This window comes from Candidatus Eisenbacteria bacterium, assembly GCA_035712145.1.
In the GTDB taxonomy this organism is placed as follows: domain Bacteria; phylum Eisenbacteria; class RBG-16-71-46; order RBG-16-71-46; family RBG-16-71-46; genus DASTBI01.
The window spans coordinates 1-14,528 of record DASTBI010000103.1; the positions used below are offsets into that span (position 1 = coordinate 1).

14 protein-coding genes are annotated in these 14,528 nt (G+C 67.3%); 6 read left to right on the forward strand and 8 right to left on the reverse strand.

Translation table 11 applies throughout. The features are described from left to right. A partial coding sequence (locus tag VFQ05_06290; protein HET9326361.1) for a hypothetical protein occupies positions 1-199 on the reverse strand: 199 nt, incomplete at its 3' end. A 120-nt stretch (positions 200-319) separates the two neighbouring features. Between VFQ05_06290 and VFQ05_06295 the strand changes: the two genes are divergently transcribed. Next, complete coding sequence (locus VFQ05_06295; protein ID HET9326362.1) at positions 320-742, forward strand: hypothetical protein; 423 nt, start codon at positions 320-322, stop codon at positions 740-742. 1 nt (position 743) lies between these two features. On the opposite strand, the gene VFQ05_06300 is transcribed toward VFQ05_06295, so the two are convergent. From VFQ05_06300 to VFQ05_06320, 5 genes are all read right to left on the reverse strand, one after another. Further along, complete coding sequence (locus VFQ05_06300) at positions 744-2,534, reverse strand: T9SS type A sorting domain-containing protein (GenBank protein HET9326363.1); 1,791 nt, start codon at positions 2,532-2,534, stop codon at positions 744-746. A gap of 71 nt (positions 2,535-2,605) precedes the next feature. Beyond that, entirely contained in the window at positions 2,606-3,424 is an 819-nt protein-coding gene (locus VFQ05_06305; protein HET9326364.1) for a hypothetical protein, read from the reverse strand. A gap of 123 nt (positions 3,425-3,547) precedes the next feature. Then, complete coding sequence (locus VFQ05_06310) at positions 3,548-4,384, reverse strand: alpha/beta hydrolase (protein HET9326365.1); 837 nt, start codon at positions 4,382-4,384, stop codon at positions 3,548-3,550. After that, positions 4,381-6,054 carry a hypothetical protein gene (locus VFQ05_06315; GenBank protein ID HET9326366.1) on the reverse strand — a complete coding sequence of 558 codons (1,674 nt, stop codon included), beginning with the start codon at positions 6,052-6,054 and terminating at the stop codon, positions 4,381-4,383. Before VFQ05_06315 ends, VFQ05_06310 begins: the two co-directional genes overlap by 4 nt. Before the next feature lie 56 nt (positions 6,055-6,110). After that, complete coding sequence (locus VFQ05_06320; protein ID HET9326367.1) at positions 6,111-8,225, reverse strand: FAD:protein FMN transferase; 2,115 nt, start codon at positions 8,223-8,225, stop codon at positions 6,111-6,113. Positions 8,226-8,389: 164 nt separating this feature from the next. On the opposite strand from VFQ05_06320, the gene VFQ05_06325 reads away from it, so the two are divergent. The 4 genes from VFQ05_06325 (at position 8,390) to VFQ05_06340 (ending at position 11,892) form a co-directional block, all read left to right on the forward strand. After that, the gene (locus tag VFQ05_06325) at positions 8,390-8,866 is read left to right on the forward strand and encodes a DUF1203 domain-containing protein (GenBank protein HET9326368.1); all 477 of its coding nucleotides are present in this window, start codon (positions 8,390-8,392) and stop codon (positions 8,864-8,866) included. 201 nt (positions 8,867-9,067) lie between these two features. Continuing rightward, on the forward strand, positions 9,068-10,234 hold the full coding sequence (rsgA, locus tag VFQ05_06330; GenBank protein HET9326369.1) for a ribosome small subunit-dependent GTPase A: 1,167 nt from the start codon (positions 9,068-9,070) through the stop codon (positions 10,232-10,234). Positions 10,235-10,252: 18 nt separating this feature from the next. Next, positions 10,253-11,389, forward strand: a complete 1,137-nt coding sequence (locus tag VFQ05_06335) for an alpha/beta fold hydrolase (protein HET9326370.1) — start codon at positions 10,253-10,255, stop codon at positions 11,387-11,389. A gap of 248 nt (positions 11,390-11,637) precedes the next feature. Then, positions 11,638-11,892 carry a GlsB/YeaQ/YmgE family stress response membrane protein gene (locus tag VFQ05_06340; GenBank protein HET9326371.1) on the forward strand — a complete coding sequence of 85 codons (255 nt, stop codon included), beginning with the start codon at positions 11,638-11,640 and terminating at the stop codon, positions 11,890-11,892. Positions 11,893-12,047: 155 nt separating this feature from the next. Here VFQ05_06340 and VFQ05_06345 read toward each other — a convergent pair whose 3' ends face one another. Next, a complete protein-coding gene (locus VFQ05_06345) occupies positions 12,048-12,593 on the reverse strand; it encodes a hypothetical protein (GenBank protein HET9326372.1) in 546 nt (181 codons plus the stop codon). 285 nt (positions 12,594-12,878) lie between these two features. Between VFQ05_06345 and VFQ05_06350 the strand changes: the two genes are divergently transcribed. Beyond that, a complete protein-coding gene (locus VFQ05_06350) occupies positions 12,879-13,436 on the forward strand; it encodes a ferritin-like domain-containing protein (GenBank protein ID HET9326373.1) in 558 nt (185 codons plus the stop codon). A 178-nt stretch (positions 13,437-13,614) separates the two neighbouring features. Here the strand turns inward: VFQ05_06350 and VFQ05_06355 are convergent, their stop codons facing one another. Next, entirely contained in the window at positions 13,615-14,226 is a 612-nt protein-coding gene (locus VFQ05_06355) for a hypothetical protein (protein HET9326374.1), read from the reverse strand. Positions 14,227-14,528: the final 302 nt, after the last annotated feature.

The following is a 14,528-nucleotide window of genomic DNA, read 5'->3' on the forward strand; positions in this document are numbered from 1 at the left end:
AGGCGATCTCGGTGACTTCGAGCGGCGTCTGGGTCTTCACTTCCTCCGCGCGCGTCTGCCCTGGGAACGCCGGCTTGAACTCGGGAACGTTGGGCGGATCGGTCTGGACAGGCGCGCCCAAGGCCGGCGAGAGGAACAGCGTGCTCACCCAGGCGGCGCTCGCGAGACCCTGGAACCATGCTCCTCGCCGGTTTCTCATGCTTCCAAGCTAGCAAGCGGGGCGGCTCGGCTCCACTCTCCCCTTCCGGGTGACGACCTCAACTTCGTTCTTTGACGAGCCGATGACGATAACCGTCGTGAACGGTCAGGCAGGTTGGACATGAAACGTTTTCGAACCATCGCCATCTCGGCCGCTCTCTTCGGCCTCTTGGGACCGGCGATCGGCGGAGTGGTCGTAGCGGTCTCTCGCGGCGGAGACTACCCGAGCCGACTGCTTCCGCTCTCCTACGTCTTCGGCGTCCTCCCCGCTCTCCTGGCCGGCTCCATCTACGGGGTCATGAGGCTCCGCGCGCAGGACAGATCGCTCCCGTGGTACTTCCGAGCGGCTCGCGGCGCGGCCGCCGGACTCATGGGCTGCATCGTCCTCGTGTTCCTCGGGGCGATCTATACGCTGGTGACCGCGTCGGTGGGGACGTTTCGTGGCGAGCTCGGGTTCTACGGCCTGACGATCGTCTCGGGCGTCACGGCCGGCGCGGTGTGCGCGCTCTTCATCGGCCACCGCCGCAGGAAAGCCGTGAGCTGATCTAGCGAGTGACCGTGAGTCGCGCGACGGCCTGATTCTTCCCCGCCGTCACGCGCACCAGATAGAGCCCGGGAGGAATGCGAGACCCGCGGCGATCGACCAGATCCCAGTCCATCGACTGCGATCCCGCCTCGAAGAGGCGATCGTCCGCAACCCGTGCGACCCGGCGCCCCGCGACGTCGAACACTTCGATGTCGACCCGCTCCTGACGCTGGAGATCGAACGCGATCCGGCATCGGCTGACGGCCGGATTGGGCGCGATGGGACGCACCGAGAAGACGAGCGGCAACGGATCGGTCGGAAGGGGAACGACGGGAGAAGCGACCCGGGTTTCGAAGTTCACGTGCTGCACCCAAACCTGGGAGTTGAACGCGCCCAAGCCGGATGCGGACGTCTGAGCCATGTTTCGCTCTTCCCAGGCGATGAACGCTCCACCGTTGCCGTCCGCGGCGATCCGGACATTGGTTCCTTTCCCCACCGGTCCGAAAGCGACGGGCTGGATGGGCCCGAGGCCGGGATGCCACTTCGCCTCGAGCCGTCGTAGCCGAAGCCCCGAATCTTCGATCGAAAGGACGATCACGCCGCCTTCGAGATCCGGCATCACGCTGACGACCTCGACGCCCAAGGAGCAACCCTTCGCCGGCCAGCCGGAGAGGGGACGCCCTGCGGCGTCCAGATGAACGACTCGGCCCGATTTCATATCGGGCGTGGATTCGTTCCATGAAACGAAGGCGCCTCCTCTGCCGTCGCCCGCGGCGTGAGGATCCATCTGATACCAGTGACCCGCCGCGATGGGGTGACTTCCTCGATCCGCGGGCGTCCATGTTTCGCGACCGGTGGGACCGATGCGTTGTCCGAACACATCCATCAGATCCTTGGGCACAGATCGGTCCTGGCTCCGCTCGTCCAACCAGACGCAGATCGCGTTTCCCTGTCCATCGGCAACGATTTCCGGATGGCGATCGAAAAGGATGCCGTGAACCGGAACGGCCTCGGAAGCCGCGGTCCACGACTGCACGCCGGACGCCGAGGCGTACGCGATCTTGAGGTCCGACAATCGGTCACGCATCTCGGTCCACGCCGCGAATACGCCGCCGCGATCATCGCTCGCGAGAATCACGGCGTCGCCGAATTGCTGCGATTCGGCCAGGGTGAGCCCATCCGCCGGCCAGCGCGAGAGGGTCCGCCCACGGGCATCGAAGCCGGCAAGGCGAATTCGCGCCACCCCGTCTCGACCCTCGAGCCAGCCCACCGCCGCGCCCTTCCCCAACCGGGCGACGCTCGGATACATCACCAAGGGGCTGGGGCTTGCGACGCGGACTCCGCCTTCGGGCCAGCCTTTCGCCGGCCGGCCATCGCCGCGAATGCGGAGAAGCCACGCGCTCATGTCACCGTTGGCCGCCTGCTCCACCCAGGTGACGTAGACGCCTCCGGCGCCGTCTCCAGCGAGCCCGGGAAAGATCCGGGTGGCGAGCCGCTCCGTGGGAAGCGTGAGGCCGTTCGCTGGCCACGGTCCTGGAACCGAGAGGTCGGGACGGAGACGCTGGAGCCTCCACCGAAGATTACCGTCCATCCAGACCACGTACATCCCTTCCGAGCCATCGGGCGCCATGAAAGAGCCGGCGTGCGCGCCGCTCAGGGGCCAGCAGTTGGTGCAGGTGGAAAGGAGCCGAGGCTCGTCGGCGCGGGCGATCGGAACCGTGGCGATCGCGGCACCGGCGAGCGAGAAGAGCAGGAGCTCCAGCCGTGACGAGGCGCGCATGAGGGACCCCAGTCCATGACTGATCGGCACGTCGCCGGCCACACTCCAGGCAAAACGGGCCCGGCGGTTCGCGCCGAGCCCGTCACGATTGCCGCTGAGGATCAGAATCCGGCGGTGACTCCCACGCTCACGACCGGCTGCCACTCTTCGTACGGCGAGTTCTTGTCGTTGAGGAGATCCCACACCGCTTCGGCATAGGCCGACACCCCGGGACGGATCTGCTTCATGTAGCCGCCGCCCACGAGCAGGAAGGGAACCGTCTGGTCTCCCCCGAGCTGGCTCGGGTAGTCGTACTTCATCACCGCGAGCTCGCCGTGTCCGTAGATCTGCGGAAGGAGCCTGTAGTTCGCGAGAGCGCTGGCGCCGAAGTTGTGGGCCTTGTAGTCGAAGGATTGGCGCTTGTCGTTGAGATACTCGTAGCGGAGCTTGCCGCCCACCGAGAGCTTGGGTCTCAGCTTGTATCCCACGAAAGGCTCCAGGCTGATCCGCGTGTAGTCGCTCCAGAAGCTGAATCCCACAGCGCCGCCGACGTAGATCGGCGTCCCAGCGAGTCCGGACTGGTCGGCCGCGCTCGCGGTCGTCGGCGCGGCGGCGGTGCCGGTCGGCGCCACCGGTTGAGCCGCCGGCGGGGGCGCGGTCGCGGTGGTCGGAGTGGTGGTGGTTGGCGCGGCGGTCGGCGTCGTGGTCGGCGTGGTGCTGACGCCTGCGGCGCCCGCGGCGCCCGTGGCGGCGGCTCCAGCGTGCGCGGCCGCGGTGTCGGCGGCCGTGCTGGCGGCTTTCACCGCCATGGAATCCACCTGCGCGATGACCGAGTCGGCTTTCGCGGTGAGACTGTCTTGTGGTGCGGAGGTCTGTGCGCGCACGCCGAGCGGGATCAGGAGAAGAGCGGCCCCGGCGAGGCAAAGCGAGAGGCGCTTCATGAATTGCCTCCAAGAGAGATTGGGCATTCTGGGGGAAACGTGCGGTGAGTTTCAGGCATTGCGCCGGAATGTCAATCTGCGAAAACGACGCCCGGCGCGGATTTTGTGAACACTCCAGCCAGGCTACCGGCGTACTTCGGCGTCCACCTGCTCATTCCAGGTTCTGGAGCGCTGCTCACCGTTCAAGAAAGGCATCACGGTGGTGATCAGCTCGGGAGCCAGGAAGATCTCGTAGTGAGTGAGGTTGGGCAGGATCGCGAGGTGGTTCCTGGGCATGTGCTCGCGGTTCCAGCCGGCATCCTTCAGTCCGCCTCCGAGCAGCTGGTAGAACCGTACGACGTGCTCGGGCCGGAACATGTCGCTGTCGCCAAAGACCAGCAGGACGGGCATGGTCAGCTTCGCCACGTCCGCCGACCAGTCATAGGGCTTGCGCATGTAGGTGCCGATCCGGTCGAGGAGCTCCGGAAAATCATCCGGCCGCGGGGCGACCGCGACGTACGACTTGTACATCGGCGTGTCCTTCATCGCGGGGGCCATCGCCGCGCCGACCGCCGCTTGCTGCGGAAGCATCTCCGGAAAGAAGCCATCCTGCGCGTAACCCGCGGAGACCAGCGCCAGCCGACGCACCATCGCGGGGTGCTGGGCCGCCAGGCGGAAGGCGACGGCGCCGCCCAGCGAGTAGCCGAGCACGTCGACACTGCGGTGGCCGAGTCTCTCCAGGATCGCGGCCATGTCGTCGCCCATGTCCACGGCGCTGATCTCGCGATCGCCGAGTGAGGTGCGGCCATGGCCGTGCAGGTCCACGGCGATCGCTTCCCGCCTCCCGGCCAGAGCTTCGAGCACGGGCCCGAACATCTCGATCTGGCCCAATCCGCCGTGGAGCAGGAGGAGTGGCTCGCCGCGGCCTTCGACCTGGTAGTAGTAGCTCAGGCCGTTGACCTCGAGGCGTCCCTCTTTCATCGCTTCGCCGCCGTGCTCGCGCGAAGCAGCTTCAGCTCCGCCAGATCGGGGTCTGCGGATCGCCAGCACACTCGCGCCGACTCCATCGCTCGCTCCGCACCCGCGGCATCGCCCTGGTGCTGAAGGACGAGTGCCTTGGCCAGATGGCTGCCGCCGTAGTCGTCATCGTGCGCAAGCATCTGATCGGCAATGAAGCCGGCCAGCTCCCAGTCTCCCGCCTCGCGCGCGGTGCGCGCGAAAGAGTCCAGCCGGAAGAGCGCCTGGCTCCACGCATCCGGTCCGGGAAGGGCGCGCAGGGCGAGCACCACCTTCTTCAGCGCCTCCCGGCCTTCGGCGCCTTTGCCGCTCTTGATGAGCAGCTCGGCACGCAGCGCGTCCACCCAGGGATCGACCTGAGCACGGCGCGGAATCAGCCCCGGCGCCACGCGCGGAACGCCTTCCAGCTCGCGCTCCGCCTTGGCCAGCTCTTCCGCCGCGGCCGTGGTCTTTCCCTGCGCGACCAGAGCCTGCCCGGCGAGCGCGTGGCCGGTGGCGCGCGCCTGGACGTACTTCGATTTCGTCATGCCGCGCGCCGCTTCCACGGCATCCTTGTAGCGCTCGCGATAGAGGAAGAAGTTCGGCAGCTCGCGCACGTTGAACGCGCCGTAGGCATCGACGACGCCGAGCGCGCCAGCCTGGTTCATGATCTTCTCGGCGACCTTCATCCGGCCTTGGTGCTGATAGCAGCTCGCGAGCAGGTTGAGATTGTGCCCGTGGTGCCAGTCGAATGCCGGGTCGAGCTTCTCGGCCTTGTAGTAGGCGCGCTCCAGCGAATCCGCCTTCTTGAACTGGACGATCGCGTCGTCCACGCGTCCCACACGCCGAAGATCGTGCCCCCACATGTGGGCGGCGTGCGGGATCGCCGGCGACAGTCGCGCAAAGGCTTCGCCGTGCTCGAGCGCCTTGTCGATCTGTCCGATCGTCTCGTAGGTGTGGATCAGGTAGTGATGCGCCGAGGCGTGATCCGGCACGCGCTTCAGCACCTGTTCGTAGAACGCGATCGACCCTGACGTGCCGCGCTGGCCACGGCCCGAGGCGTTGGGTTCCTCGGCCATCGCACGCAGCAGCCAGAGCTGCTCGTCTTGCGTGTCAGCGTTCAGCGCGTCATCGATGGCCTTCTTGTACGCGAGGAACTTCGCCGCGTTCTCCAGGTCGTCGATGGCTTCCAGCTGCCTGGCCCGGATCTCGATCCGGCGTCGCTCGCGCTCGCTGACCTTGTCCGCGAGAGCCCTGGCCTTCTCGAGAAAGCGTTTTGCCCCGGCTGCGTCGTCGAGGCCCGAGTGCACGCGGCTCAGGCCGACGTAGGCCATCGCCATGCCGGGATCGACGCGCAACGCCTGGTGGAATGACCGCGAGGCCTCGATCCACACGTAGGACTCGAGGTAGTTGAGGCCTTGATCGTAGAAGGCCTGCGCCTCCTTCGTGGAGGCCGTGACCGGCTCGTGGGAGTTGCCGATGCCGGTGCGCAGAGGGAGCGGCCGCTCGAGCAGCCCCTGCGGCACGTACGTCGGTGGCGCCGCGCATGCGGCATGCGGGTCGCTGGCGTCCTGGGTCTGGGCCACTGCCGGAATCGCCAGGAGCGCCGAGATGACAACGAAGGCGAGACGGGATCGAGCCGTGAGCAGGGTCATGGCCCCACTCTACCGCATGGAGAGGATGCGAGGACCAGCCTTCGCGCGGCCAGCGGCTAGAAGGTGACGACCTTGAACAGCCCCTGCGCCTGACCGCCGACCACCAGTCGATCCTCCAGCCCCACCTCGACCCAGATCACGTCCGGGCCATCGACGCCGGCCTCGATGAGCGCCACGGCGATCCCGGGCTGCTGCTTGGCCTTCGCTCGCGCCTCTCCAGGATCGAGGGAGATCAGGGTGGCGCTCCACAGCGCGGCCGAGCGTCCGTCGCCCGCCACGACCACGACTCCGATCAGCCCCTTGGCGGGGTCCTGCCGCGATGAGCTCGCGAGCGCCTGGCCGGCGGCGAGGCGCAGGCGAGCGATCACCGGCATGCGCCCCCGCGGATCGGGAAGTCCGGCGCTCCATGGCTCGCCGCCGGGCGAGACGCCAAGCGCGAGCGCGGCGCCCGGCAGCTCGATCAACGCATTGCGCACGCCGTGCGCGCGGAGCGTGTCTCTCGTCTCGTCCGCCCTCCGTCCCGAGGTCATCCGATGGCCGCTCAACGACTGCAATGCGGCATCGACGTCGCCCATGGCCGGCGGCGCGCCGGTGGACGGCGCATCCACGAACCCCTCCTGTCGCTCCATCACGGAGCGTGCCGCTCGAGCCAGCGACATGGCTTGAGACGAGTCCGCCGCCACGATCTGGAGGCTCGCTTCACCTCCGGTGGCCGGGATCCTGAATTCGTAGGCCTGCCTCGGCCGGTCCTCGGTCTGTTGCACGACGATCGGTGCACGGACCGCGAACGCCGCGTCCGCGCCGGGCCCGTGCCCTCCCGCGGTCTCGATCGCCGGCGCAAGACCTGGGGCCATGGGTGGCGCCGAGGCGTCGCGCAGCCGCTCGGCGAGCCGGCGGCCGAATACGGCCAGCGCCGAGAACTCGGGCCGATCCGCGAGCCACGCGCTGACCATCGCGGTCGCCCTCCCGTTCTCCTCTCGCAGGCGCGGCCGCCAAGAGATCGGACATCCGGCGCCGGTGCCCGGGATCTCGTCGGCCACGAAGCCTTCCGCATCGCCGACCCGCACCAGCATTCTCGGCCCCACCCAGACACGGTCCACGTTCTGCCCGGGAGGCGCGAGCCCGTACCAGGCCAACGCACCCATCAGCTTGATGCGCTCTTCCCCCGGCGGCGGAATGGCGCCTTCGATCCAGTGACCACGGCGGTCGAGCAGCGTGGCCCAGCGCTCGACCGCCTCGAAGTCGGCGTTGGTCACGTGCACGGTGTCCTGCGACGCGCGCTCGACCGCGGCGGCGAACGCGCGCATCGTCCGCGCTTCGAAGCCGTGTCCATGCGCTTCCAGACGCGCCGCTTCGCGGGGGATGAAGCCGTCCCCGTCGTTCAGCGCCAGACGGAAGAAATTGGCGTACAGGCGGTGCGTGCTGGCCACCGACACGAATCGCGAGGCGTCCTGCTCGCCGGTCATGACCACGGGCTCGAGCAGCACGCGCCGCCAGGCTTCGCGCGCGATCAGGCGTCCGATGTCGGGCGTGTCGAGCACCCGCTGCTGAACCGCACGGCTGCTCAGCGACCCGTTCCAGGTGCCGAGGCGATACCCGACCGAGTATCCGGAGAGCACACCGAGCACGGCGGTGATCTTGGAGACCGGCCTCACGAAATCGAGCGTGCGACGATAGAGCTCGTCGTACTGGTCGGGGAGCAGCGAGCGACGCGAGGGAACGTCGAGCCAGAAACCCGTCCCCACGTGGCCACGAACTCGCAGCGGCTCGTAACGGGTGCCGGTGATGGTTTGCGAATACGAACGCCCGCGCGGCGGCGGCAGGAACTCACGGCGCTCCACGTCGTACTGGCTGAACACTCGGCCTCCGGCGCACAGCTCGACCACGAACCGGCTCGAGGTGTCGCCGGGTGCATCGCGATACGACGCGACCTGGAGCTGATCGAAGAGCTCGCCCCACGGAAAGCTGCCGGGCGCGGGGCGGGTTTGCGCGCCGACGAAGAATCCGAGCGCCGACAGCCCGAGAAAGATGGGGAGGATCTGGCTCCTGAAGAGGAAGCGCAGGAGCCGCCCCCCGGCGCGCAGCACCGGGCGCAAGAGCCGGAACCGGGGGGTCCCGAGCCGAGGGAACGGCCGCAGCCTTGGAAATGAGCTCAGTCTGCGTCTCGTCACGCGAAGGCTCCCAATGCGTGGCAGCGCCGCCCCGTGGGGCGGCGTAGGACTCGTCGGTTATCGGCAGAAAGGCTCGGAGCCTTGAATCGGGCGGGGTCGGGAGACCACTATGCTCGCTCCGGAATCGCGGTGGCGCAGACCCAACGGTCGAAGGAGGATTCGACGTGAGCGGCTCGTTCCAGCTCGTCGCATTGCCGTCCGAGCGCTTCGCTCCGCTCTTCGAACAGAGTGATGCGGAGCTCGAGGCGGCCGGCGCTCGCCGGATGATCGTGGATGACAAGCCCGGCTTCCCTTGCCGCGTGAGCCTTGCCGACGCCGAGATCGGCGAGACCGTGGTGCTGATCTCGTTCGCGCACCACGACGCGCCCTCTCCCTATCGCGCTTCGGGTCCGATCTTCGTGCGCCGAGGAGCGCGCACGGCAACGCCGGCCATCGGTGAGATCCCCGCGATGTTCAGACACCGCTTGCTCTCGCTGCGCGCGTACGACGCTGCGGCGTTGCTGGTGGGCGCCGACGTCACCGAGGGTGTCGAGCTCGAGCAGGCCATCGAACGGCTCTTCGAGGACCCCCAGGTGCGGTACCTCCACATCCACAATGCCAAGCCGGGGTGTTTCAACTGCAAGGTCGTGCGGGTGAGGTGAATAGTCCTTGCCGGCGGCGCCGCAGATGCTATCGTCCTGACCTCGGCTCGCGAGGCGCCCTGCCTCGCGCCGTACGATGGAAGGAGGCGCACATGGCAATCCGAGATCTCGTCCGCCCCGCGCCACCCACCTTCCGTCGAGCGCCCTAGCCAGCCGTCCCACCGACGCGCGGCCGCTCCTGCGGAAGGAGCGGCCTTTTTCGTGACCCGGCGAATCGAGGCCGCTCCGTGGCATGCCCCGGGGGATCGCGGCGCTTCCGTGCGCCACAAGAACTCCACGCGAGGTCACGACGTCATGTCGATCGAGACGCTGGGTTGGAATCAGGAATGGAGCGATCAGTTCGAAGTCCATCGCCATCAAGGATGCGAGCCGGGCCGCATTTCCGGCCAGGACCGTGAGCGCTACGACGTGCTCGACGGTCGAGATGAGTCGGCGGCGGAGGTCTCGGGCCGCTTTCGTCACGAGGCTCGAGGCCCTCAGGACTTCCCCGCGGTCGGGGACTGGGTGGCGTTGCGTCCTCGAGCCCACGATGGACCGCGAACCATCGTCGCGGTGCTGCCGCGCGCCACGGTCTTCACTCGCAAGCAAGCCGGCCTCGAGACGGCGGCGCAGATCGTGGCGGCCAACGTGGACACGGCATTCGTGATGGCGGGCCTCGACTCCGATTTCAATCTGCGCCGTCTCGAGCGCTACCTGACGACCGTGTGGGACGGAGGCTCGAACCCCGTGGTGGTGCTCAACAAGGCCGACCTGGCGGACGATGCCGGCGCGCGCGTGGCCGAAGTGGAGGCGATCGCTCCGGGAGTTTCCGTCGTCGCCATCAGCGCCACCGAAGGCCGCGGTCTGGACGGACTCGAGCCGTGGCTTCAGGCCGGACGGACGGTGGTCCTGCTGGGCTCATCCGGTGTCGGAAAGTCCACGCTCGTCAACGCGCTGCTCGGCGCCGAGCGCCAGAAGACCGGCGCGGTCCGCGAATGGGACTCGCGCGGCCGTCACACCACGACGCGCCGCGAGCTGCTGTCCTTGCCGGGCGGCGCCTGGCTCATCGACACCCCGGGCATCAAGGAGCTGCAGCTGTGGATCGACGGCGCGACACTCGAGGATTCGTTCCCCGAGGTCGCGGCGTTGGCGGCGGCATGCCGCTTCCGCGACTGCCGGCACGCCGCCGAGCCAGGCTGTGCGGTGCAGGCGGCGTTGAGCGCCGGAGCGCTTCCGCACGAGCGCTTCGAGAGCTGGAGGAAGCTCCAGCGCGAAGCGGCGTGGCTTCTGGCGAAGCAGGATCAGCGCGTTCGAGCCGAGCAGGAAGCAAGGTGGCGCGCCATCCGGATGGAGCATCGGAGACGGACCCAGCGAAGCCCGAAGCGGTGACCCCTCGAACGGTCTATCATGCGCGCGATGCGCCGCACACTGTTGCTGGTCGCGGTTCTGCTCGTGGTCGCGGCCTCCTTCGTCGGCTGGCAGTACTCGATCCAGATCCTCGGACCCGACAAGCCGGCCGGCAGGACCGGACAGCGTGTGATCGCCCACGGCGAATCGACGATCACGCTGGCGAACACCCCCAAGGCCCGGCGGCCCGGCCATTGGGCGATCGTGTGGCCGGGCGGCCACGGAAAGATCGGGCCGTTGATCTCGGTCCAGGATGGCCAGGTGATCACGCGGTTCACGATCGTCAAGGGAACACCGCCCGACACGACCTGCCGGCTCGCCGGATTCGCGGTGGACGCGGATCCCAGGACCTGGCTCGGAGTCGACTTCGACGAGGTGAAGGTGCCGTCCCGGGTGGGACCGCTTCCGGCGTGGCGCATTCCAGGGAGAGACTCGACATGGGCGATCTTCGTGCACGGTCGCGCCGCCTCGAGGGCTGAAGTCCTGCGCATGCTTCCCGCCTACATGTCGATCGGACTCCCGTGCCTGATCCTCTCCTACCGGAACGACGCGGGAGCGCCTGTGGTCGGCGACGGCAGCTATCGCCTGGGATTCACGGAGTGGCAGGACCTCGAGGACGCGGTTCGCTACGCGCGGACCCAGGGAGCGCGCGACGTCGTGGTGGTGGGATGCAGCATGGGCGGCTCGATCGTGGCCCAGTACCTCCGCCGCTCGAAGGAGCGGGCGATCACCCGCGGCGCCGTTCTCGACTCACCGGCCCTGGATTGGAACGCCATGATCGCCGTGGGCGCGCGGAAGCGCGGAGTCCCCACCTGGGTCACGGAGCTGGGCAAGCTCGTGGCCTCTCTGCGCGCCGGCTTCCGATGGAGTGATCTCGTCCAGGCCCGGCACGTCACCGAGTTCGAGACCCCCATGCTGATCCTGCATGGCGACGCCGACGACGTGGCGCCGATCGCGGTCAGCGAGCAGTTCGCGGCGGCACTTCCCCGTCTGGTGACATTCGATCCCTACCAGGGCGCGGGCCATGTGGAGTCGGCCAATGTCGATCCCGAGCGTTACCGGAAGACCGTCGCCAACTGGCTCATGGCTCACTGGGTCGGCCGGACCGGACCGGAGTACCAACCGATCCGAAGATGACGCGCGACGCGCGTTTCGTTGTGGACGGGCGTCGCGGCCCAGTTGTGTAAGAGTTCGCTGTGGAATGTACCCTGAGAGGAGCGCTCCTGTGGGTGTTTCACCCCCGGGGGGAGGCGGACCATGGGTCTGTCAAGCCTCTGGCGCTCAAGAAGATTCGATGATCTCCAGGAGCCCGGCTCCGAACCGGCGAGGTTCTTGCGCTCTCCCCGCGCCGAGGCGTTGGTCGCCTCGACAACGGAGGAGAGGTCATGAACATTCTATGGACGATCATCATCGGTTTCGTCGTTGGTCTGATCGCGAAGATGCTCATGCCAGGACGCGACCCGGGTGGGTTCATCATCACCACGCTTCTGGGTATCGCTGGAGCATTCATCGCGGGCTATCTCGGCCGCGCACTGAATCTGTACGGGCCAGACCAGCCGGCGGGGTTCATCGCCTCAGTGATTGGCGCGATCCTGCTGCTGGTGCTGTACCGAGTCGTCCGGAGACCGCGCCTTGCGTAACGCGCCTGGCGATGCTCTCGGGACGGCCGGGAAACAGGCCGCGATCAGCGATCTGTTTCCAGTGCTGAGCCGAGGAGTGCCAAGCGAGCCGGCGATGGCGAAGGACCGCCATCGTCGGCTTCACGACTCGGACGACGCGATCCATCGTTTGCTGCTCAGCCGTCTCCGCGCTTGGGGATCGGCAGCGGGCGAATGAGCTTCTCCAGGTCGGCTCTCACGAGCGCCTGACGGAGCTTCTGGCGAAAGGTCTCGGGGCGATCCGGATCGAGGTGTGGAATCCGCACGTCGATGACGGGTAGCCCCGCTTCGCTCATCTTCGAGAACAGGGCGTCGTAGACGTCCGGATCGAGGATGACGATTTTTTCTGCCGGAAGGGTGCCGAGATTGATGAGGAACGGCCCCACGTACGGAGCCAGGGACTCGCCTTGGCGCGGTGCATCCGGCTTGAGATCCACGTAGAAGAAGCCGCGGCGGCGCAGCTCCTTGAGGAACGGCGTCTTGTCCTCGCCCGGCCGGGCCTCGAACAACACCTCGGCCACCTGCGCGAACCGCTCGTCGACGGAGCCCGCGCCCTCGGCGTAGAAGAAACACTCCTCGCTCTCCGGAGACTCTCCCACCAGGAGAAGCCTGATCCGCTTCGGTCGAAACTTCTCGGCCGCCTGATCTCGCTTGAGCCAGCTCCGAGTGCGTTCCGGCATCATGACGTGTCACTCCCACTCCGGGGCTTATCGTCCGGCTTTCAGAGCGAGCTTGGAGCCACGAGCAGCGCCACCGCAACTCGGTTTGGCCGGCACGTAGATCCTTCTGCGAGTTGTAAGGCCGGCTTCACCTTTTTGTTCGATTGCCATCCCTGCGCCAGGAGCCAGGCTCGGCCGAGCCTCCAAGCCTGTACTTTGACCCGGCTTGGAGATCTCTGGCTCGGTGGTTCGCTCCTTGCTCGAATGGAGCGAAGTTTTTCCCACCCGCATTTCTTCAAGGAGGGCGACATGGCCAACAACCTCAGGGAATTGATGATCGAAGAGCTCAAGGACATCTACGATGCGGAGCAGCGGATCACAAAGGCTTTGCCCAAGATGGCAAAGGCCACGGACTCGCAGGAGCTCAAGACCGCGTTCCAGACTCACCTGCGCGAGACCGAAGAGCAGATCAAGCGGCTGGAGGAGGTTTTCGAGCAGTTCGGCGCGTCCCCCAAGCGCAAGGAATGCAAGGCCATGGTGGGGCTGATCGAGGAGGGCGAAGACCTGATGGAGGCGGACCATTCTCCGGACGTCCTCGACGCGGCCCTGATCACCGCTGCACAGAAGATCGAGCACTACGAGATCGCCGCCTACGGCTCTCTGCGGACCTGGGCGGAGATGCTGGGCGAGAGCGAGGTCGTCAACCTGCTGCAGACCACGCTCGACGAGGAAGGCGAGGCCGACAAGAAGCTCACCGAGATCGCGCAGTCGCTGAACTTCGAGGCCATGGAAGGCGAAGAGGGAATGGACGAGGAGATGGGCGAGAAAGTTCCCGTTCGCGCCGCCAAGCGCAACACCCGGAGCTAGCCGAGCCAGGCTGGCTCGAGGTCACGCTGGAACCGCGCGGAGGGCGCGGCCCTCAGGGTCGCACCCTCCGCTTCGTCATTCAGAAGCACGTCACCAGCAACCGCACCGGGAAGATCTTTCTCGACGGGTTGCGCAATGTGCGCGGTGCGACCTGCGTGGCGGAGCCCCCGGGGCTTCGCTACAGCGAGATCGAGAGCCTCGCGAAGGGGACGGCCTCCCGCAGCCCGCCGAACCGCTCCTCGCCAGTCAGCGCGCGGATCGACTCGTCCTCGATGTCGACCGACCCCGAGAGCAGGTAGAGCACCCCGAGATCGATCTGCCCGTTCTCGTTGATCGCGAGCCGGGCGCCCAAGCCGAACTTGAGCCCCGCGGTGAGTGCCGTGAACTTGCCCGAGCCCGCGCCTCCCTCCATCGACCACCGGTTCACGACGAGTGACGGCGAGAACTCCGCGTAGGGGCCGGACTGCTGAGGGCCGCGCAGATACCCGATGAGACCGAGGCTGACCGGGATGAACGAGTTCTCCAGGTCCGAGGTCGGGCATGGGATGGGGCCGACGCATGGGTTCCCGACCCTGCCACCCGTGCGGTGCATGTAGGCCACATCGGCTGTGACCTCGATGTGCTCGACGGCGAGCTTACTCACACCGAACGAGGCGAGCCCGCTCGCATCACCGGCGCCCTCGATGCGTCCCGCGCCGATCGAGTAGGCGAGTTCACCGGCACCAGAGTCCGATGCGCCGATCAGGCAGCCGAGGGAACAGACCACCCAGACCAACAGACGGTTTCTCATGTTCGTACCTCTGCCCGGTCAGGTGACCCACACCTTCGTCAACTGTACTCCCACCTCAGGTTGTCCGATACCGGCAGCATAGGCCTGCGCAGCCAACCGTTCGGCGCGCCGGTCTACCGGTGCGCCATGAGGGGCGTGCCCTCACCGAACCTGTATCCTCACCTCGCCATGCCGATCACGATCCGTCCTGCCGTCGCATCCGACGAGGCGGCCCTCGGCCGCTACGGCGGCGCGCTCATGCGGCTCCATCATCAGCTCGATCCGCAGCGCTTCATCACGACCGAGCGGCCCGAGCAGGGTTA

What these genes read in the sequence shown, in the direction of transcription:
- VFQ05_06355 (HET9326374.1), bottom strand. Translation starts at nt 14,226, where the DNA reads ATGAGAAACCGTCTGTTGGTCTGGGTGGTCTGTTCCCTCGGCTGCCTG.
- VFQ05_06305 (HET9326364.1), bottom strand. Translation starts at nt 3,424, where the DNA reads ATGAAGCGCCTCTCGCTTTGCCTCGCCGGGGCCGCTCTTCTCCTGATC.
- VFQ05_06295 (HET9326362.1), top strand. Translation starts at nt 320, where the DNA reads ATGAAACGTTTTCGAACCATCGCCATCTCGGCCGCTCTCTTCGGCCTC.
- VFQ05_06345 (HET9326372.1), bottom strand. Translation starts at nt 12,593, where the DNA reads ATGATGCCGGAACGCACTCGGAGCTGGCTCAAGCGAGATCAGGCGGCC.
- VFQ05_06310 (HET9326365.1), bottom strand. Translation starts at nt 4,384, where the DNA reads ATGAAAGAGGGACGCCTCGAGGTCAACGGCCTGAGCTACTACTACCAG.
- VFQ05_06350 (HET9326373.1), top strand. Translation starts at nt 12,879, where the DNA reads ATGGCCAACAACCTCAGGGAATTGATGATCGAAGAGCTCAAGGACATC.
- VFQ05_06335 (HET9326370.1), top strand. Translation starts at nt 10,253, where the DNA reads ATGCGCGCGATGCGCCGCACACTGTTGCTGGTCGCGGTTCTGCTCGTG.
- VFQ05_06315 (HET9326366.1), bottom strand. Translation starts at nt 6,054, where the DNA reads ATGACCCTGCTCACGGCTCGATCCCGTCTCGCCTTCGTTGTCATCTCG.
- VFQ05_06340 (HET9326371.1), top strand. Translation starts at nt 11,638, where the DNA reads ATGAACATTCTATGGACGATCATCATCGGTTTCGTCGTTGGTCTGATC.